An 18,327-nucleotide genomic window follows, 5' to 3' on the forward strand; every position below is an offset into this window, starting at 1 on the left:
CCGAACGCCCTAAATTGCGTTAGGTTCCGGCCAACGCGCGACTTAATTGAAAAATGATCTGAAGGGCTACATGAAACAGGATCGGAAACTATCAAGCCTTGAGCAGGAAATCGAAGCCAACCTCAAGCGCGTTTACGAGGACGTCGCAGGACAAGAGGTGCCGGATCGATTTACCCAACTTCTCGAACAACTCCGCGAGGCTGACAAGCCTTCGCCGGAGGCGTCCAATGGTTGATCCAAAAGACGAAATCGTTGAACACCTGAGCGCAATGCGCGCGTTTGCCATGAGTTTGACGCGCAATTCCGCGTTGGCCGATGACATGGTGCAGGATGCCTTGGTCAAAGCGTGGACCAAGATCGATTCCTACCAGCCAGGCACCAACATGCGGGCGTGGCTCTTCACGATCCTGCGCAACACGTATTATTCGCATCACCGCAAGGCGCGTCGCGAAGTCGCGGATGTCGACGGCGAGATGGCTGCGTCACTGGCCCAGAAACCCGATCATGACGGCCGTTTGCAGATGCGCGACTTCAACCGTGCCTTTGACAAGTTGAACGACGAACAGCGCGAGGCGCTGGTGCTGGTCGGTGCGGGTGGCTTTTCCTACGAAGAGGCCGCAGAGACCTGTGGCGTGGCCGTTGGCACCATCAAGAGCCGCGTGAACCGCGCGCGCAAGCAACTGGTCGAATTGCTCCAGATGAGCGATGACGAGGTCATGGAGGCAACCGATCTCGTCACCACCGGCATCGTGAGCAACCAGAAAAACGTCGCCTGATCCAACGCCGATCCGTTGGACGGCAGAAAGGCACCGCCCTGTTCGTTCCTGTTTCCGAGTCCCTTCACGCGTCACAGGCCGATCCGGTCATGCGGCTTGAAACGCTTCTTTGCCCCGCAAAGGAGCGTGTTTTCGCGAGTGGGGAGCGGCCTTTCACCAGCAGCGCGGTGGGAGCGTGAGCCGCGGACGGTCTGCCCTTCGTCCGACGCGTATCCCGCTCACGGGGGGGTTGGATGTGCTCGTGCGGATGTGGCACCGGCAGGCGCACCTGAATCTTGGCCTGATCGCGGCGGGCATCGCGTTTTACGGGCTGTTGTCCCTGTTTCCGGGGATAACGGCAGCCGTCGCCTTTGCCGGGACATTCCTTGACCCCGAGATGCTGGTCGAGAACAGCGACGAAATCACCACATTGTTGCCAGACGCGGCGCGGACCATCGTCATGGGCCAGCTGCGCGATGTCGCCAATGCCGACAGTTCAACGCTTAGTTTTGCCGCGCTCTTCAGTCTGGGCATCGCGCTGTATTCCGCGTCCAAGGCGGTGGCCAACTTCATCGCCGGTTTGAATTTCATTTACGAAGAAAAGGAGACCCGGAACTTTTTCCTGGTCAAGGCGCTCACCATCCTGCTGACCGCCTTTCTGATCATGGGGCTCTTGATCGCGATCATCGTCGTTGCCGCGATCCCGGTGGTTGCTGCGATTTTCGGGGATTTCGGGCTGGTCGATGACCTCGTGATGTTCCTGCGCTGGCCGTTCCTGTTCCTCATGGGGGCGTTCGGAATTGCGGTGCTTTACCGATTGGGGCCGAACCGGCGGTCGGCCAAATGGCGCTGGCTGACGCCCGGCGCGTTCATCGCGTGCGCGCTTTGGGTCTCGGGCAGCTTCGGCTTCAGCCTCTATGTGCAATCCTTCGGTTCGTACAACGAAACCTTCGGCGCGCTGGGCGGGGTGATCATCCTGCTGACGTGGCTGTGGCTTTCGGCCTTCATCGTGCTGCTGGGCGCATTGCTGGATGCAGAGCTTGAAGCGCAGACAGAACGTGACAGCACCATCGGCGAAGACCGCCCGATGGGCGAACGCGGCGCGGTCAAGGCGGACAACCTCGGCCCTGCACGCGGCGAGGAAATGACGGAACTGTCACGCTGACCGGACGTTGATCCTTTGCACATGTGAGGAAGGATCAAACCGGCCACATCATAGCCTGATGAGCACCCGGTATCGCCTTCAAATCTCACGCAAACGATCCGCGCGCTGATCGGGACCACCCCGCAGCCAAGGACCATTCACGCAAGCTCTCAGGAGGTGGCACATGGCTGAACGACACAGATCGAAAGACGGACGCCGCGAAACCGAAGACGTGTTCGGCACGTCCGATGACATCGGCCAGAAGGGGCGCAGCGGCGGACGGCTGTCGCGCAACGTCGGCACCAAGGACGAAGAGAAACGCAGCACCGAGCGTCCGGCCGGTGCGACGCGGGTGACGCAAAGCCTGGAAGACGAGGAGAGCGACAGTGACGCGTAAATCAGGTGTACCGCAGGACGCATGGGTGCTGATCGCCGATGGCGAAAAAGCACTCTATCTGGTCAACAAGGGCGACGACATGGACATGAACCTGGTCGTCCGCGGCAAGGAAGAACAGGACAACCCGCAGGCGCAGGAATGGGCCGCGAACAAACCGGGGCGCTACAACAAGGGCCCGTTCGTACAGAGATCCGCCGTCGATGACACGGATTGGCACGAGCTTGAGAAAGAGCGCTTTGCCAAGGATCTGGCGGACCAGCTTTACGAAGACGTGCACAAGGGTCGGTTCAAGGACCTGATCATCATCGCCAGCCGCCCGGTCCTGAGCGAATTGCGCAAGGAAATGCACCCCGAGGTAGCAAACTGCGTGCGGCTGGATGTGCCCAAGGTTCTGACCAATCATCCGATCGACGAGATCGAGACCCTGCTGAGCAAGGAAATGGCCAACAGCTGAGGGCGGTTTGAAACCAATCTGGCGATGTCTTCGTTAACTCTTTGATAACAGGCGATATCGCCATGACGTTCGAAAAGATCGTCGCGGGTGCCTTGCTGATCGGTGTGGTGGCATCTGGCGTCGAGCCGCCCGGAGAGGACGAAACCGCGTCGAATTGAACGAAACCAATCGAAGAAACCACAGGAGGCTCTCATGGACCGTGACATGATCGAAGGCAAATGGACCGAAATCAAAGGTCAACTGCGCGAAAGCTATGGCGAATTGACTGACAATGATCTGGAAGAAGCGAAAGGGTCGCGCGAACAGATGGAAGGCGTGCTGCAGCAGAAGCTGGGCAAGTCGAAAGAAGAGGTTCGCCAGACGGTTGACCGGATTCTCGACAAGGTCTGATCTGCTTTTCATGACCAATCAAGACGCGCGGCAGGACGTTTTCTGCCGCGCGTTTTTGCGTCTGTGCCCGGTTTGAAGGCGGATCAAGTGGCTTTGACCCTGCGTGGCACCTTCGGGAATTGCGAAGCCCGCCTTGGGGGCATAGTTTGGCTTCACTCATCCTTGGAGCATTCATGACAGACGTGCGCACCCCGATCACCCAAGCCATGCAGGAACGCGCGTTGACGCGCCGCGAACTCAAGGCGTTGATGGTCCGGTCCGATGGTCCGGCCCTTGTCAGGGTCGCGGCTTTCGCGTTTCTGCTGGGCATCACGTCCTGGCTGATCTCGCTCGCGCAGGGCAGCGGCTGGATCTGGCCCGCGATGTTCGTACAGGGCGTGGTGATCGTGCACCTCTTTTCGCTCCAGCATGAATGCGTGCATTACACCGTGTTCAAGACGCGCAAACTCAACGATATCTTCGGCAATCTCTGCGGTTATGCGATCATCCTGCCATTTCAGCAATTCCGCTACGAACACTGCAATCACCACACCTACACGCAGCTCAAGGGGCAGGATCCCGAATTGATCGAATTGCCGATCTCGGTCTGGAAATACCTGTGGTACATCTCGTCCGTGCCCTATTGGCGCAGCAAGTTTTCCCAGATCCTGCGCAACGCGGCGGGGCGGTTGAACGACGAAGATCGTACCTTCCTGACCAAACACGAAGCGCCGATCATCATCCGCGAAGCGCGGCTGATGCTGGGGTTTTACGCCGCCGTGGCGGTGGTTTCGGTGACGATGGGCTGGACCGCGCCGCTCTGGTACTGGATCATTCCGCTGTTTCTGGGCGAACCGGTGATGCGGGCGATCCGCCTGACCGAGCATGTGGGCAGGCCCAACGTGGACGACATGACCGAAAACACCCGCACCTCGCTGGTATCGGCGCCGATGCGGTTTTTGTGCTGGAACATGAACTACCATGCCGAACACCATTACGCGGCGTCGGTTCCGTTTCACGCGTTGCCCAAGCTGCACGAGAAATTGCGCGGCTATGTCCATGTCGAGGAGCGCGGCTATCTTGGCGCGCATGTCGATATCGTCAGCCAGTTGATCGGCCGCAAACCCCGCAGCGACGGCGAGGCCCGCAAGGCGTGACGGCGCGGGACAAGGCCTGGACGGATGTGATCGCCGTTTGCGATCTGGAACCGGGCGACGCGACGTCTGTCACGCTTGGTTCGCGCGAACTGGCAGTATTCGATGCGGCAGAGGGTGTCTTCGTCAGCCTTGCCCGCTGCACCCACGGCGCGGCCAACCTGTGTGACGGGCATTTCGATGGCACTCATATCGAATGCCCACTGCATCAGGGGTTGTTCGATGTCCGTACCGGGGCGCCCAAGGCGGCACCTGCCCGCGTGCCGCTGCGGATGTTCGAGGCGCGGGTGGTGGACGGAATGGTGCAGATCCTGATCTGAGGTCAGGCGGTCCGTTCTGCCTCAATGCTGCGGGACACCATCTGCCGGAACAGCTTGGCCCCTGCATCCAGCCCAAGGTCGATATGGGGCGTGGCCGGGTTCTTCATGCCCGCATGGACCTTTTCCAGAACCGCGCGGTCCTCTTCGAACGCCATGCGCGCGCCTGCGTTCATGCGCTCTGACACCGTCTTGTCATGCGGATCGGTGTTGCGGTGCTGGAACCAGAAATACCGCGTCTTGTCCTCGGTGATCGGGGTCATGAAGTTGTAGGAAATGTTGATCAGGGTCTTGTCCACAGGTGTGCTGTCCGGCCCGCCGGTGCCCGGAGGAGTGTAGATCGACTTGTTCAGCGCTATCCCCGGCAGGCACATCTCGTAATGCTGGAGCCGGTCGCAGATGCCGTCGAACTTCACCAGGCTTGCGTAATAGGGCGAGGGCGGCTGGCCATAGATCCAGCGCGCGACGATCACGCCAGTGTCGGTCTTGCTCACGTCGAGCAAGCCGTCATCGGTGCCGGCCCCCGCAAACGAGGTCACGTGCACCCAGGCCACATGGCTTGGGTCGAGCAGGTTGTCGCAGATCCACAGGTAATGGCAGTCGATGTCCAGAACGCCGCCATCGGTGTAACCCCAGTCGGGACTGTCGAAATTCTCGATCGGAAAGATGAGGTCGGGATCGGCCTTGGCGGGATCGCCCATCCAGATCCAGAGCAGGCGGTAGCGGTCGACCACCGGGTAGGATCTGACCACCGCGCGGCGCGGGATTTGCCCGCGCTGGGTCGGGGCATCGACGCATGTCCCGGAACAGTCAAAGGTCAGGCCGTGATAGCCGCATTCCACCGTGTCGCCCTTGAGATTGCCCTCGGACAGCGGCAGCTTGCGATGCGGGCAGGCATCCTCCAACGCGACGGGATCCCCGGCCTCGGTGCGGTAGATGACGATGTTTTCACCCAAGTAAGTTTCGGCAGACAACGATCTGCCATAGTCTTTCGACCACCCTGCCACGTACCACGCATTCTTGATGAACATGTGCTGCCTTTCGGTCTTCGGAAGCTGCCAGCGCAAGACTGCACCGGTTCGTGCAAAGGTACCAGTGAGAACAACTGATTGACCGGATTACCCAGGCTAATCGTCCTGTGGGCCCGATTGCGTCAGGGCATGTTGGCGCGCCTGTTGGCGGGCTTCGGTCGTGATCCAGTTCAGAAACAGTGCGATCTTGCGAACCCGGCGTTGATCGTCGGGATAGACCAGCCAGTAATTCAGCGGTGACGGCACGTTTTGCGGAAAGGGTTGGACCAGACGCCCATCCCGTAGCGCGTCCATCACCAGCGGGCTGCGCCCCATGGCGATCCCGTCGCCTTGAAGGGTTGATTGCACGACCATGTTGGACTGGCTGAAACTGCGGATGCGCACAGGCGTCGGCAGGCTCTGGCCGGTCTCGCGCGCCCAGTATTCCCATGTCGGAAGTTCGGTTGTGGTGGGGGCGAAATCGTCCCGGATCTGGGTGTGAAAGGCCAGATCCGCGATGCTGCGCAAGGGTTTCGGGCCTTTGAGCAGTTGTGGCGCACAGACTGGAGACAGCGTTTCGCGGATCAGCGGCACAACCGTGACGCCGTGAAAATCGCCGGTGCCATAGCGAATGGCGATATCTGCCTCGGCGCGGGCGACACCGCGCAACCCGGTATCGGTGGTGATCGAGATGGCGAATTCGGGATGCGCCTGGTCAAAGTTCAGAAGCCGGGGGAACAGCCAGATGAAGGCAAAGCCGGGGTCGCAGCTGATCACGATGGTTTTGTCGTCGCGGTGCTTGTCGCGGATGTCTTCGCAGACTTCCGAAATCTGCCCCAGCCCGTCCGCGATGCTCAGCGCGAGCCTTGATCCGTCGCGCGTTGGCAGCGACCGTTTCGGCCCGCGGGTGATAAGGTCATGACCCAGCCATTCCTCGAGCGATTTGACATGCTGGCTGACCGCGCTTTGACCGACGCCGAGTTCGTCTGCCGCTTCGGAAAAGCTGCCATGGCGGGCAACCGCTTCGAAGGCTCTGAGCGCGGCAAAGGGCAGGTTCAGGATCATATTAGTCAGACTAATGCCATTCATGCTTCCTTTCAATTGGTGGAACGCGGCTGCGGAAAATAACCTTTTGGGAACAGGAGGCGCGGTCATGACGGCTTTGGCAGGTGCTCGGAACATGTTGGTGAATTGCGGGGGGGCGCGGCGTGGCGACCGTCTGCTGGTGGCGTACGAGCCTTCGGAATACGGGTATTTCGACGCGCATGTGCTGAATGCTGTCATTGCGACGGCGCAGGAACTGGGGCTGCAGATCAGCGCGGTGAACGTGGGGTTCAGTCCTTATGCGACCCGGTTGCCCGACGACCTCCGCCAGCGGTTCGACGAGGCCGACATCGTTGTCTTTCTCGCACGGCTGGGCGACCAGTTGCGGTTTTGCGACATGCCCGAGGACAAGCGCATCATCGTCTGCTTCGCGCTGGATGAAGGCTTGCTTGGATCCGGGTTCGGTACCACGTCCTATGGCGCTTTTGTCGAGCTTAAGGACCTGATCACCGACACCTTTGCCACTGCCGCAAGCGTACGGGTGACCTGTCCGAATGGTACGGATTTCAGCGGCAGACCCGACATGCCCCATGCGGATCAAGGTGACGCGCGGGTGCAGCGGTTTCCAATGTCCGTGTTCAAACCGGTTCCCGCGCACAGCTTTTCCGGGTGCGTGGCCCTGTGTGGATTCCTGACCGGCACGGGATCGCGGTATTACGATGGCTACACGCTCGAATTCGACGGGCCGGTGATGGCCTGTCTCGAACAGGGGCGGCTGGTCGGGTTCGACGGGGCCGCGCGGGATGTGACGGCGGCGAATGCGCATTACGACAGGATTTCCTCGATCTTGGGGATCGACCGGAACTGCGTGCATTCGTGGCATGCGGGCATTCATCCGGGCTGCGGCTATTTGCAGGAGGCGCGCAGCAATTACGAGCGTTGGGGCGGGGCGGCCTTTGGCAATCCGCGCATCCTGCATTTCCACACCTGTGGTGCCTATGCGCCCGGCGAGATTTCGTGGAACGTGCTGGACCCCACCATCTGGATCGACGGAGTGGCTGTGTGGGAAAACGGCGTTTTTCACCCCTCGCGGCTCAAGGGCGGGCAGGCGGTGCTGCGGCGCTATCCCGACGCCGCGCGCATCTTTGCGCACCCGGATGCACATGTGGGGTTGCCGGACTGGTGCGCTGCCCATGCAGCGACGGTCGCCCTTCCGGTCTTACCCTAGGACTTGCGGTTTTCCAGCCTGCGGAACAGCATCGACAACCCGAAACAGATGACGAAATAGAACGCCGCCGTGGTGATCCATGCCTCGAAGATCAGGCGCGTGGACGCGACCAGTTCGACTGTCTTGAAGGTCAGTTCCTGAACCGAGATCAGCGAGATGATCGCGCTGTCCTTGATCAGGGTGATGAACTGGTTGGCCATCGGCGGCATGACCTTTTGCAGCGCCTGTGGCAGCACGATGTAGCGCATTTCCTGCGTCCGGTTCATGCCGATGGACCGCGCCGCCTCGCGCTGGCCCTTGGGGATGGACTGGATGCCCGCGCGGACAATCTCGCCCACGAAGGCGCTTTCGAACAGCGCCAGCACGATCACGCCCGACACCAGCGACGGAAAGCGACGCATGTCGCCGAAGAAGAATTCCCAGACCGCGCGATTGTCGGAGCGGGCGATCTCGCGCGCCCAGCTTTCGATGTTGAGCGCGGTGATCAATTGCTGCGACAGGAAGAAAAAGAAGATGAAGATCACCACGACAGGCGGGATGTTGCGGAGCACTTCGAGATAGGTGCGCGCCAGCATGCGGACGGTCAGGTTCTTGGAACAGCGCGCGATGCCGAGGACCGTGCCGAGGATCACGGCAAGGATGCTGGCGTAGATGGAAATGCGGATGGTGGTGATGAGACCCTGCATGAGCACGTTGGCGAACCATTCCTCGCGCTCGGTGTGGTAGCGGAAAATGTAGTTCGGGATCAGATGCCAGCGCCAGTTGTAGTTCAGCGTGCCTTCGATCTTCCACCAGATATAGCCGAAAAAACCCATAACAACGGCCAGCACAAGCCAGTCGAGCCAGTGGAGTTTTTTCAGTCTTTTGAGCACATGCCAGCCTTTCGAGGTGGCTGCCCCCCGGTGTGTCACCAGGGGGCAGGGCAGTTGTTATTCCGGAACCTGATCGGCCCAGTCATCACCGCGGAACCAGTAGTCGTGACGTTCCTTGAGCCAGCCGGTGTTGGCCTTGGCGGTGATCCAGCTGTTGAAGAACGCGAGCGCATCGGGGTCGCCCTTGCGTACTGCAAAGCCTTCGCCGCCGGCCTGGAACGCTTGGTCGAACGGCACGCTGAGAACATCGGGATAGCGGCGCGCTTCGCTTGACGGGGTCGGCTCGGACGCCATCGTGGCGTGCGCATTGCCGTTCAGAACTTCCTGCGTGGCGGCACCGTCCTCATCGAACAGCAGAAGGGTCGCTTCGGGGAACATGTCTGCGATCACGGTGGCGGGTGTCGCGCCACGGCGGGCTGCGAATGTCACATCGGGGCTGTTGTAATCCTCAAGTGTGAAGCCTTCGGTCATCGCCGTGTTGGCAAGGATGGTCATACCGGAATAGGCGTAAGGCACGGTGAAGTTGACCGTCAGGTTGCGCTGCGGTGTGACCGTCATGCCGCTGATGATCGTGTCGAAATTGCCCGACACGAGGGCAGGGATGATGCCGTCCCACGAGGTCGGCACGAACTCGACCTCGACGCCCATGTCCTCGGCAAGCTGGCGGCCCACGTCGAGTTCAAAACCGATCAGTTCGCCGTTCAGGTCGCGCATCGACCAAGGCTTGAACAGCGACAGGCCGATCTTGATGACACCGCGTTCCTTGATGGTTTCGATCACGCTGGCCTGCGCGACCTCTTGCGCGGTGTTTTGAGCAAACGCGGGCAGACCCGCTGTTGCCGCAAGCGCGAGGCCAAGCGCGGCCCCGACGAATCGTCTGGTGATGGTCATTTGAGATTTCCCTCTTCCAGTGAATGCGCGGCGGGTGCCACGCGGGTTAAGTGTCGACGGCATAGCGTTTTTCGACGAAGGACACGCCGACGGACAGTATCAGTGTCACCGCCATGTAGACGGCGGCGATGGTGAACCAGATCTCGAAACTCATGTAGGTGTCCGAGATGATGTTCCTGCCGATCGTGGTCAGCTCGGCCACAGCGATCACGCTGACGATGGCAGAGGATTTGACCATGTGCACGGCCTCGCCGGTCATCGGCGGCAGCATGAAGCGCACCGATTGAGGCAGGATGATGTAGCGATAGGCCTGTCCCCGCGACATCCCGATCGAGGTCGCGGCCTCCCACTGGCCCTTGGCAACGGCGTTGATCGCGGCGCGGAGAATCTCGGAAATCAGGACCGAATGGAATACGGCAAGGCACAGGATGCTGGCCCAGTAGCGGTCAAAGCCGAAGATCGGACCCAGCACGTAGTAAAAAAGGTAGAGCAGCACCAGAAGCGGGATGTTGCGCACCAGTTCAAGGAACCCGATCGACACGGCGGTGCAGATGACCAGCCCCGACAGGCGCAGCAACGCCACGATCAGCCCCATGATGACCGCCAGCGCAAAGGCGAGCGACGACAGGGTCAGCGTCTTGACCAGACCGATGCTGATTTCACCCCATTGAAACCCGTCCTCGGTCACGGTGTAGAAATATTTGGGGATGCGGTACCATTGCCAGTTATAGCCCATCGCCTGCGCCCCGCTGTAGGACAGCCACACGATGCCGCCCACGATGACCGCGTAGACGATCACCGAAAACGTGACGGAATCGATCACCTTGGCCAGCGGCTGTCGCTGCGGCAGGGCGCGGCCCTTGGGGGTATAAGAGGTGTCTGCCACGCTCATCTAGTGGTCCAGGATCTGGTCGAGGAACGCGCGGCAGCGGCTGCTGGCGGGATTGGTGAAAAAGGTCTCGGGCGGTGCTGTCTCGACGATCTCGCCCTCGTCCATGAACACCATCGTGTCGGCGACCTTGCGGGCAAAGCCCATCTCGTGCGTGACCACGACCATGGTCATGCCGGTGTCTGCCAGTTCGACCATCACGTCGAGCACTTCGTTGATCATCTCGGGATCGAGTGCGGATGTCGGCTCGTCGAACAGCATGATCCGGCTTTCCATGCAGAGTGACCGGGCAATCGCCACGCGCTGCTGCTGGCCGCCGGACAGGGCAGAGGGGTACTTGTCGGCCTGTTCCGGGATGCGCACCCGTTCGAGGTATTTTCGCGCCGTGCGTTCGGCCTCGGAGGGGGACACCTTGCGCACCTTGATCGGTCCGATGGTCAGGTTTTCCAGAACCGTCAGGTGCGGGAACAGGTTGAACTGCTGGAACACCATCCCGACCTCCTGCCGCAACCGGAAGATGTGCTTTGAATCCGCGTACACCTCGACCCCGTCCACGGTCAGAACACCGGAATTGTGAAACTCCAGCCCGTTGATGCAGCGGATCAGTGTGGATTTGCCCGACCCCGACGGGCCGCACACCACCATGCGTTCGCCCTCGCGCACATGGATCGAAATGTTCTTCAAGGCGTGAAAATCGCCGTAGAACTTGTCGACATTGTCGAACGTGATGATCGGCCTGTCACGCGACATGCGAAAAAGTCATGTATCTGTCATCCCTTGGGTCGCGCCCATCAGACCAAGAAAGCCCTTGTGGGCGCAAGGCAAAGTTTTGTTTCGTTTGGCCGAGATGTGCTGTCCCGACGGGAGTGCCGCAAAACTGGACGTTGGAGGGCGCAAGAGGTGTTGCGGTTTGCTTCGTTCACGTTGCAGTTAGAGGTATGACAGGCAGAGGCAAGACCCGCAGATGAGCAAGGCCAGCAGAATATCCCTGACGATCGACCTGTCGCAGCCCGGCCGTCACGTGGGGGACGCCATGCTGCGCTGGTCCGACAACACCAATCCGCTGGGGTATCACCCGATCCCAGTTGTGTCCGTCAAAGGGGCGGACGGGCCGGTGCTTTTGATGACGGGCGGCACGCATGGCGACGAATTCGAGGGGCCAGCCGCGATCATGCGGGTGATCGGAGCGTTGGATGCCGCGAGTTTGCGCGGGCAGGTCATCGCCTTTCCGGCGCTCAACATGCCTGCATTTGCAGCATCCTCGCGGGTGTCGCCGCTGGACGGGGGCAACCTCAACCGGGCGTTTCCGGGGGATCGGGACGGCAACCCGACCGCGATGATCGCGCAGTTCCTCGAGTCCGACATCCTGCCGCGCTGCGATGCGGCGATTGATCTGCATTCCGGCGGCAAGGCGTCGTTCTTTCAGCCCTGTGCGCTGCCGACGCATACCGCTGACGGCGGTCTTGCGGCGCGCAACATGGATCTGGCGCAGGTCTTCGGCTTGCCGCTGATCTGGCGTCTGGGCGCGCATAACGACAACCGGTCTGTCAACGCGGCGGCTGAACGCGCTGGCGTGCCGATGATCGCCACCGAACTGGGCGGCGGTGGTGGCGTCGCCCCCGCGATCACCGATCAGGCCGAAGCGGGCATCCTGAACATTCTGCGCCATCTGGGCATGATCGACGGCGATGTGACGCGCGCAAAAGCCCCTCGTGTGGTCGAGATCCGCGATCCCGGTGCGTCGCTTTATGCAACATCCGAAGGCCTGTTCGACCGCGCGCTTGGGGCCGGGGAGAACGTGAAAGCCGGTGATTTCGCCGGGTGGTTTCATCACGTCACGGAACCCGAGCGGGCGTCGGTGCGCCTGACGGTTCCACGGGATGGCATGATCCTTGCGCATACAAACCGGGGCTTCGTCAAACGGGGCGAGATGCTATTGCTTGTGGTTCAGGACGTCGATCAGGCCTTGTAATAGCCTACCACGTCACCTTCAGTCGTTGCGCCAAGACCGTTCAGCAAGCGGTTGGAATAGTTGAAATACGCACAGACCTGATTGACCTCCAGGATCTCTCCGTCATCGCAACCGGCGATCTTGAGCGCCTCGAAATCCGACTTGACCATCTTGCCCACCGACACGGTCAGTTTGGCCGCATAGCGCAGCAGGGCCAGTTCCTTGCCGTCGAATTCGTCTTCGGGGCGGTGTGCCTTGAGCGCGGTGAAGATGCGGTCGGACCGGGGCTGATCCTTGAGCAGGTTGCGCACGTTCATGAAATGATGCGTCAGCGAATAGGTGCAGTCGTTCAGGATCGACGTATAGCTCGCCACCACTTCGAGAAACCAGAACGGCAGCTTATTGTCGTCCGAGTGCAGCACCGACCGGTAGAGCGCCACATGCCCGTGCATGGTTTCGGGGCGCAGCGAATGCACACGCATCACGGTATCCACGGTCCCGTGCGGGGTGCGGGCCTGATCCAGCAGTTGCTTCAGACGAGGTGAGGCGTCTTCGTCCGAGATCATTTCGATCCATGCGGTCATTGCAGGCTCCTTGGTTCGCTGTGGGCTGTCGCGAGTATCGGCAGGCCGGCCGAGAGAAAGCAAGGGCCTTTGCGGGGTGTCAGACCTCGCTGATCTGATAGCTTGACCGCGCCAGCCATTCGGGCCTGATCTCGACACCCCAGCCGGGCGCATCGGTGACACGGGCCTGCCCGTTTTCGATGGTGTACGGCGACTCGACAAACAGGCCGTATTGCCACGGGTAATAATCCGGGCCTTCGATCGAGAATTCGAGGTACTTGCCCGCATTCGGGATCGCCCGCAGAAGGTGCATGGTGAAAAGCGTCACCATCGACCAGTTGGCGCAATGGGGTGTGACGGGCAGGCCCGCCGCCTCGGCCATGCGGACGACGCGCAAGGTCCGGCAAATGCCGCCAAGATAGAGGATATCGGGCTGCACGATGTCCACCGCGCGCATGTCGATCATCCGTTTCCAGGTGGGCAGGTCGCAATCCTGTTCGCCGCCGGTCACGTCGATCAGCAAGGCATCGGTGACGTGTTTGGTCTGTTCCAGTTCCCAATAGGGGCAGGGTTCTTCGAAATGGCAGAAACCGTGATCCTGAAGCATGTGGCCGACTTCGATGGCGCGGTCCGGGGAATAGCAGCTGTTCGCGTCGATCAGCAGCGCGACATCAGGCCCCAATTCACGGCGCATGGTCGGGATGATCTCTTCTGTGCGACCGGGCCATTCGTCCCTGTTGCGGCCGACCTCGGCACCGGCACGCACCTTGAACGCGTCAAACCCTTGGGTGTCGCGCAGATGCTTGAGGCGGGTGGCCTCATCGGCGGGGGTGATGTCGCGCTTCATCGAAGACGCATAGGCCCGGATCAGGCCGGGAGTGCCTCCCAGAAGTTCGACAACCGGCTTGCCCTGCTGCTTGCCGCGCAAATCCCAGATCGCGGTGTCGAGCCCCGCCATCGCGCGGCGCAGGTAGGATCCGGGGAACTTGTGCTCGCGCTCGGTGACGATATCCAGAAGGTCATCCAGATCGGTGGTGTCCTGCCCCAGCGTCCACGGGGCCACCTGCCGGTGCAGGACCTGACAGGTGATGTCGGAATGGTAGGTCGACACCTGTCCCCATCCCTGCGTCCCGTCCTCGGCTGTGACACGTACGAAGCCGACCGCCTCGTTGGTGAAGGTCTCGATGGATTTCAGCTTCATGCGCTGTCCTTTCAGCCAAGGGTGTCTTCGAGAATGAGGTCAGAGGCTTTTTCCCCCACCATGATCGCGGGGGCATTCGTGTTCCCGGTCGGGATGGTCGGAAAGATCGACGCATCCGCCACCCGCAAACCATCGATGCCGCGCACCCGCAGGCGCGGGTCCACAACCGAACTGGCCGGGTCGCTGCCCATGCGGCAGGTCGAGCACTGGTGAAACACCGTCCAGCCGGTCTTGCGGGCATAGGCCGCGATGTCCTCGTCGCTGTCGATCTCGGGGCCGGGATGCAGTTCCTGGTCGATGACCGCGCGCATGGCCGAGGTGTTCGCGATGCGGCGCATCAGTTTCGTGCCTGCGAGCATCATGGCGCGGTCATGGTCGGTCGACAGATAGTTGGGGTGCAGTTCCGGCGCGACAAAAGGGTCGGGCGAGCGGATTTGCAGATGGCCAACGCTGGTCGGCTTGCACGGGTTGAACCCCATCAGCATGCCCGGAAAGGGGTCCGGGCTCATCAGCGGGCGCACACCCACCGGCGCGCGGGTATAGCTGACCGGCGAGAAATAAAGCTGCAGGTCCGGGCCGGGCGATTGGTCCGACAGTTTGACGAAACCGCCCCCCTGGTTGAGGCTGAGCGACAGCGGCCCCTTGCGATTATACGCGTAATTCAGGGCAACCTTCACCTTGCCCAGAAGCGGGCCAAGCTGCTGGTTCAGGCTGGCCACCCGCGACACATAGTGGTTGTCGCTGCCCAGATGGTCCTGCAGGTTGCGACCGACCTGAGGCGCATCCAGCAGCGTTTCGATCCCGTGATCCTGCAAGACCTGGCCCGGCCCGATGCCGGACAGTTGCAACAGCTGCGGCGAGTTGATCGCTCCGCCGGACAGGATCACCTCGGCGCGGGCACGCACGGTCCTGATCCTGCCCTTGTGGCGGTATTCAACGCCAACCGCGCGCCTGCCCTCGAACAGGATGCGGGTGGCCTGCGCGCCGGTGCGCACTTCGAGGTTGGCACGGCGTCGTGCGGGGGCGAGGTAGCAGCGCGCGGCCGACGCGCGATACCCGCCCTTGGTGGTGATCTGGTAGAGCGATGCGCCTTCCATCTCGGGGCCATTGTAATCGGGGTTTGTCGGAAACCCCGCTTCTGCCGCCGCTGCAAGGTAGACCCGTGTCAGCGGATGGACATCGTTCGACACGTCGTGCACGGCAAGCGGGCCACCTTTTCCACGCCCCGGATGCGCCGGTCCGTCCCAGTCTTCCATCCGGCGAAAGATCGGCTCTACGTCGCTCCAGCCCCAGCCGGGGGCGGCGGCGTTCCATTCGGCGTAATCGTTGTGGTGGCCGCGCACATAGACCATCGCGTTGATCGAACTGGACCCGCCCAGCACCTTGCCGCGCGGCCAGTAGATCGGGCGACCGTCGAGGTTGGGATCGGGTTCTGTGACGTATTTCCAGTTGACCCCGGCGTCGTAGAACACCTTGCCATAGCCTATGGGAAGGTGAATCCACGGGGACCTGTCGGACCCGCCCGCCTCCAGAACAAGCACCCGGTGTTTGCCCGATGCGGACAGCCGGTTTGCCAGAACGGATCCGCTGGACCCCGCTCCGACGATCACGAAATCAAATGCGTCCAAGCCATTCCTCCAAAGGATCAACCGCATCGCAGCAACAACGACTTCGGACGGATCGTGATCGTTGATTGCGCAGGGTTAGTTGGATCATGTCGGTCGCGCAAGCCGTCCTGAATGTGCCTTTCGATATAGAATGATCACTTGGGCAGCTGGTCGAGCAGCCATGACCTGAAACGCGATGCCGCTTCGCTGTGTTCGGTGATCGACAGGTAGAAGCCTTCCTGGCTTGGAATGGACGCGGGATGTGCCCGTTCGACCAAGCCGGACTGGATCGCCTGGGCGGTCAGCACTTCGCTGACAAGGGCAATCCCGTTGCCGTGGGCAGCGAGTTGCAGCGCCATGCCGAAGGTGTCCGCGTAAAGCTGCGGGATGCGCGTGCCGCCATGGGTTTCCGACCAGGCGCGCCAGCCGCTTGATGTGCCGACCGCTTCGATCAGGGGCAGCGTGTCGAGTGTGCCGTCAAGGCCGGTGGATTTCATCGCGACAAGGTTGCTGGGGATCAGGGCATCGGCATTGGGACCGGCCTGTCTGACCGATCCGAACCGGATCTCGACATCGGCGCGGGCGGACTGGAAATCGTCGGGCCAGATCGCGCTCAGGAAGCGCAGGCGAATGTCGGGATGGCGCGCGGTGAAGTCGGGCAGGCGGGGCGCGATGACCCATTGGGCCACGCTGACCGAGGTGGCGACGGTCAGCATGTTTGTCACCGGCCCCGCATCGAACCGGCTGGCAGCCGCGGCCAGCGATCCCAGCGCGCCGCTGATTTCCGGCAGAAGCCGCCGCCCGTCATCTGTGAGTGCCAAGCCGCGCGCCTGGCGGACGAACAGGGGCACACCCATTCGCATCTCGAGCGATTTGACCTGCTGGCTGACCGCCGATTGCGTCAGGCCGATTTCCTCGGCGGCGGCGGTGAAGCTCAGATGCCGGGCTGCCGCCTCGAACGAGCGGAACCAGGTCAGCGGGGGAAGCGATTTCGCCATGGATCAAATCAGCCATTACTGTTTTTAATACCTGAGTCCGAAATACATTCATTTGTCAAAAATTTTGTCGGTTCCTACGGTCTCGCTCAGCTGAAAGGAGACCGACATGACGCCAGAAATCCGCAAGATCGTGACCTATGACGAAGAGGTTCTGATCGAGGGATTTCGCGTGGCCGAAACCCCGTGGCGGATGTTCGCGGTGGCTGCTGTCGTGCGCAACCCGTGGGCCGGGCGCTATGTCGATGACCTGACACCCGAGATCCGCGCGTATGGCCCTCTGCTGGGCGAGATGCTGACCGACCGGATGCTGCGGCTGGCCGGAAGTGGCGAGGCGATCGAAGCCTATGGCAAGGCGGCCGTCGTCGGGCTGGACGGCGAAGTGGAACACGCCTCTGGACTGATCCACACGCTGCGGTTCGGCAATCACTACAGACAGGCGGTCGGGGCCAAGTCTTATCTCGCCTTCACCAACACGCGCGGTCCGGCCAATGCGCCGATCATGGTGCCATTGATGGACAAGAACGATGCAGGTCGGCGGTCGCATTACCTGACCATCCAGTTCGCGATTCCCGACGCACCCCGGGCGGACGAGATCGTCGTCGTGCTGGGTGCTGCCATGTCGGGCCGTCCGCATCACCGCATCGGGGACCGGTATCAGGATCTCAAGGACCTTGGGCATGACCTGGACAACCCGGCGGCGGTCTGAGCGGTCCGGGCTGGCCGCGATAGAGGCAGGCGCAGGCACGCGGATCGTGCTGCTGCACGGCGTCGGGCTGCGGGCCGAGGCGTTGAGCCGCCAGATCGACGCGCTGGCCGGGTCGTATCACGTGACGGCCTTTGACATGCCCGGACATGGAGGCAGCCCGGTGCGCCCGGAGATGACTTGCGTGTCCGACTATGCCGACGCAGTGCTTGCCGACCTGACCGAGCCTGTGCTGGTGGTCGGTCATTCGATGGGAGCGATGATCGCGCTTGATCTGGCGTCGCGCGCGCCTGACCGCGTGCGGGGTGTCGTGGCGCTGAACGCGGTGTTCGAACGCAGCACCGACGCGGCGCGTGCCGTGCAGCGGCGTGCAGCGGAGCTGGACGGTGTCTCTATCGCTGATCCGACTGGAGCTTTGGACCGTTGGTTCGGTAAAGAGGCGTCACCTGAACGCGAGGCCTGCCGCGACTGGCTCTGCTCCGTGACGCCCGCAGGTTACAAAGGGGCGTATACCGTCTTTGCCCATGATCGGGGGCCGCGTCGTGCGGACTTGGAGCACCTGTCCTGCCCGGCGCTGTTCATGACCGGCGCGCAGGAGCCGAATTCGACACCAGCCATGTCACAAGCGATGGCGGCGCTGGCTCCGAACGGGCGTGCGATCATCGTACCGGACGCCGCGCATATGATGCCGATGACCCACGCCGAGGCAGTCAATGCGGCACTGCTGGCCTTTGCTGCCGAGGTGCTGTCGTGACCAAGACAAACGGTGATTTCGATTTC

At 61.6% G+C, this 18,327-nt stretch carries 22 protein-coding genes; 12 read left to right on the top strand and 10 right to left on the bottom strand.

Going from position 1 to position 18,327, the window contains the following annotated elements; translation table 11 throughout:
• Positions 1-70: 70 nt before the first annotated feature.
• The 8 genes from IEV82_RS16745 to IEV82_RS16780 all read left to right on the top strand — a co-directional run bounded on the left by IEV82_RS16745 (position 71) and on the right by IEV82_RS16780 (position 4,593).
• On the top strand, positions 71-235 hold the full coding sequence (locus tag IEV82_RS16745; protein WP_188483174.1) for a NepR family anti-sigma factor: 165 nt from the start codon (positions 71-73) through the stop codon (positions 233-235).
• Entirely contained in the window at positions 228-776 is a 549-nt protein-coding gene (locus tag IEV82_RS16750) for an RNA polymerase sigma factor (RefSeq protein WP_188483175.1), read from the top strand. Before IEV82_RS16745 ends, IEV82_RS16750 begins: the two co-directional genes overlap by 8 nt.
• Before the next feature lie 175 nt (positions 777-951).
• Positions 952-1,920 carry a YihY/virulence factor BrkB family protein gene (locus IEV82_RS16755; protein WP_188483176.1) on the top strand — a complete coding sequence of 323 codons (969 nt, stop codon included), beginning with the start codon at positions 952-954 and terminating at the stop codon, positions 1,918-1,920.
• Between the two features lie 163 nt (positions 1,921-2,083).
• Positions 2,084-2,296: a hypothetical protein gene (locus IEV82_RS16760; RefSeq protein ID WP_188483177.1), complete on the top strand. Its 213-nt coding sequence runs from the start codon at positions 2,084-2,086 to the stop codon at positions 2,294-2,296.
• On the top strand, positions 2,286-2,750 hold the full coding sequence (locus tag IEV82_RS16765; RefSeq protein ID WP_188483178.1) for a baeRF12 domain-containing protein: 465 nt from the start codon (positions 2,286-2,288) through the stop codon (positions 2,748-2,750). Before IEV82_RS16760 ends, IEV82_RS16765 begins: the two co-directional genes overlap by 11 nt.
• Positions 2,751-2,942: 192 nt before the next feature.
• Positions 2,943-3,140, top strand: a complete 198-nt coding sequence (locus IEV82_RS16770; protein ID WP_188483179.1) for a CsbD family protein — start codon at positions 2,943-2,945, stop codon at positions 3,138-3,140.
• A gap of 173 nt (positions 3,141-3,313) precedes the next feature.
• Entirely contained in the window at positions 3,314-4,276 is a 963-nt protein-coding gene (locus IEV82_RS16775; protein WP_188483180.1) for a fatty acid desaturase family protein, read from the top strand.
• Entirely contained in the window at positions 4,273-4,593 is a 321-nt protein-coding gene (locus tag IEV82_RS16780) for a non-heme iron oxygenase ferredoxin subunit (protein ID WP_188483181.1), read from the top strand. The genes IEV82_RS16775 and IEV82_RS16780 overlap by 4 nt, the downstream gene beginning before the upstream one ends.
• Before the next feature lie 2 nt (positions 4,594-4,595).
• Here IEV82_RS16780 and IEV82_RS16785 read toward each other — a convergent pair whose 3' ends face one another.
• Positions 4,596-5,621, bottom strand: a complete 1,026-nt coding sequence (locus IEV82_RS16785; RefSeq protein ID WP_188483182.1) for a Rieske 2Fe-2S domain-containing protein — start codon at positions 5,619-5,621, stop codon at positions 4,596-4,598.
• A 96-nt stretch (positions 5,622-5,717) separates the two neighbouring features.
• Positions 5,718-6,689 (bottom strand): LysR substrate-binding domain-containing protein, encoded by a 972-nt coding sequence (locus tag IEV82_RS16790; protein WP_229747881.1) that lies wholly within the window; start codon positions 6,687-6,689, stop codon positions 5,718-5,720.
• A gap of 64 nt (positions 6,690-6,753) precedes the next feature.
• Between IEV82_RS16790 and IEV82_RS16795 the strand changes: the two genes are divergently transcribed.
• Positions 6,754-7,872 carry a hypothetical protein gene (locus IEV82_RS16795; RefSeq protein ID WP_188483183.1) on the top strand — a complete coding sequence of 373 codons (1,119 nt, stop codon included), beginning with the start codon at positions 6,754-6,756 and terminating at the stop codon, positions 7,870-7,872.
• Here the strand turns inward: IEV82_RS16795 and IEV82_RS16800 are convergent.
• From IEV82_RS16800 to IEV82_RS16815, 4 genes are read right to left on the bottom strand one after another with little or no spacing between them, the layout of a single operon-like run.
• Positions 7,869-8,744, bottom strand: coding sequence for an amino acid ABC transporter permease (locus IEV82_RS16800; protein ID WP_188483184.1), 876 nt, complete (start codon positions 8,742-8,744; stop codon positions 7,869-7,871). The genes IEV82_RS16795 and IEV82_RS16800 overlap by 4 nt on opposite strands.
• A gap of 57 nt (positions 8,745-8,801) precedes the next feature.
• The gene (locus tag IEV82_RS16805) at positions 8,802-9,635 is read right to left on the bottom strand and encodes a transporter substrate-binding domain-containing protein (RefSeq protein WP_188483185.1); all 834 of its coding nucleotides are present in this window, start codon (positions 9,633-9,635) and stop codon (positions 8,802-8,804) included.
• A 46-nt stretch (positions 9,636-9,681) separates the two neighbouring features.
• A complete protein-coding gene (locus IEV82_RS16810; protein ID WP_188483186.1) occupies positions 9,682-10,527 on the bottom strand; it encodes an amino acid ABC transporter permease in 846 nt (281 codons plus the stop codon).
• A complete protein-coding gene (locus IEV82_RS16815; RefSeq protein WP_188483187.1) occupies positions 10,528-11,274 on the bottom strand; it encodes an amino acid ABC transporter ATP-binding protein in 747 nt (248 codons plus the stop codon).
• 214 nt (positions 11,275-11,488) lie between these two features.
• Here IEV82_RS16815 and IEV82_RS16820 point away from each other — a divergent pair, with 214 nt between their 5' ends.
• Positions 11,489-12,496 carry a succinylglutamate desuccinylase/aspartoacylase family protein gene (locus IEV82_RS16820; RefSeq protein ID WP_188483188.1) on the top strand — a complete coding sequence of 336 codons (1,008 nt, stop codon included), beginning with the start codon at positions 11,489-11,491 and terminating at the stop codon, positions 12,494-12,496.
• Here IEV82_RS16820 and IEV82_RS16825 read toward each other — a convergent pair.
• The 4 genes from IEV82_RS16825 to IEV82_RS16840 form a co-directional block, all read right to left on the bottom strand.
• Positions 12,484-13,059: a carboxymuconolactone decarboxylase family protein gene (locus tag IEV82_RS16825; protein WP_188483189.1), complete on the bottom strand. Its 576-nt coding sequence runs from the start codon at positions 13,057-13,059 to the stop codon at positions 12,484-12,486. The genes IEV82_RS16820 and IEV82_RS16825 overlap by 13 nt on opposite strands.
• A gap of 79 nt (positions 13,060-13,138) precedes the next feature.
• Positions 13,139-14,239, bottom strand: coding sequence for a mandelate racemase/muconate lactonizing enzyme family protein (locus IEV82_RS16830; RefSeq protein WP_188483190.1), 1,101 nt, complete (start codon positions 14,237-14,239; stop codon positions 13,139-13,141).
• A gap of 11 nt (positions 14,240-14,250) precedes the next feature.
• On the bottom strand, positions 14,251-15,867 hold the full coding sequence (locus IEV82_RS16835; RefSeq protein WP_188483191.1) for a GMC family oxidoreductase: 1,617 nt from the start codon (positions 15,865-15,867) through the stop codon (positions 14,251-14,253).
• A gap of 134 nt (positions 15,868-16,001) precedes the next feature.
• Entirely contained in the window at positions 16,002-16,844 is an 843-nt protein-coding gene (locus tag IEV82_RS16840; protein ID WP_188483192.1) for a LysR family transcriptional regulator, read from the bottom strand.
• Between the two features lie 106 nt (positions 16,845-16,950).
• On the opposite strand from IEV82_RS16840, the gene IEV82_RS16845 reads away from it, so the two are divergent.
• Together IEV82_RS16845 and IEV82_RS16850 are read left to right on the top strand one after the other, a co-directional pair.
• Positions 16,951-17,550: an amino acid synthesis family protein gene (locus IEV82_RS16845; RefSeq protein ID WP_188483193.1), complete on the top strand. Its 600-nt coding sequence runs from the start codon at positions 16,951-16,953 to the stop codon at positions 17,548-17,550.
• On the top strand, positions 17,522-18,301 hold the full coding sequence (locus IEV82_RS16850; protein ID WP_188483194.1) for an alpha/beta fold hydrolase: 780 nt from the start codon (positions 17,522-17,524) through the stop codon (positions 18,299-18,301). Before IEV82_RS16845 ends, IEV82_RS16850 begins: the two co-directional genes overlap by 29 nt.
• Positions 18,302-18,327 lie beyond the last annotated feature (26 nt).

It is taken from the genome of Marivita lacus, assembly GCF_014637725.1.
Classification (GTDB): Bacteria; Pseudomonadota; Alphaproteobacteria; order Rhodobacterales; family Rhodobacteraceae; genus Marivita; species Marivita lacus.